The 809-nt window shown below is 48.6% G+C and carries 1 protein-coding gene; it reads right to left on the reverse strand.

Annotated elements, in window-relative coordinates:
- Positions 1 to 808 (reverse strand): aminopeptidase P family N-terminal domain-containing protein (locus R7Z50_RS26430; protein WP_318149605.1); only part of this gene is annotated, 808 nt, incomplete at its 3' end.
- Between the last annotated feature and the right edge of the window lies 1 nt (position 809).

Below are 809 nucleotides of genomic sequence, written 5' to 3' on the forward strand. Positions count from 1 at the left end.
CAATAACCGATGCGCCTGCATTTTGCAGAACTAACTTAAACCATGCGTTACTGATTGCTGGGTCGAGCAATACCTTTTTACCAGACATGGCTTCAAGGCGAGATTGAAGTGCTTCTGGATGATGAACCGTCACACCAGTGCCCACGTGCGCTGCAAATTCAGCAGGTAAGCGAGCGGGATCTAGGAAGTACTCCACACTTGAGTCGGCATGAAGAATCGCGTGCGACAGTAAAACTGGCAAACGCGATACATCTAAGCCACGTACATTCAATAGCCAACAAATAGAATCAAGCGCTGTGATGACTGCACTGTCTGCACCGGCTTTTGTTACCAGTTGAGCGATCTCTTTACGCTTACTTTCGCTTGATTGACCAACGGCTTCTGTTGGCATGAGGCGAACGTCAGAAACCACTGGTGCAGGGCGGTCATGCCACAATTCATCAATTGGGTTGCTGGAGAGAATGTTTAGCTCAAGTTTTCCGGCCAGTTTTGCTTGTGCCATATCTAGCCAATCTGAACTGTGCATGCGTGGGTCGATAGCCACGGACGCATTTGTGGTTAGATTGTCTTGAATCCAATCCAATGCTGGTTCTTCAATTAGGTGGCGATATTCAAACAACTCACTAGGAACTTGTTTGGTCACTTGCACTGTGTAGCGGCCATCAACAAAAATCGCGGCTTTGTGTTGTGTGATCACGGCTGCGCCTGCAGAGCCTGTGAATCCGGTTAGCCAATGGAGGCGTTCATTGTGCGCAGGGACATATTCACCCAGGTATTCATCTTCATGAGGGATCAGTAGGGCATCAATG

It is taken from the genome of Vibrio sp. 1249-1, from assembly GCF_033340495.1.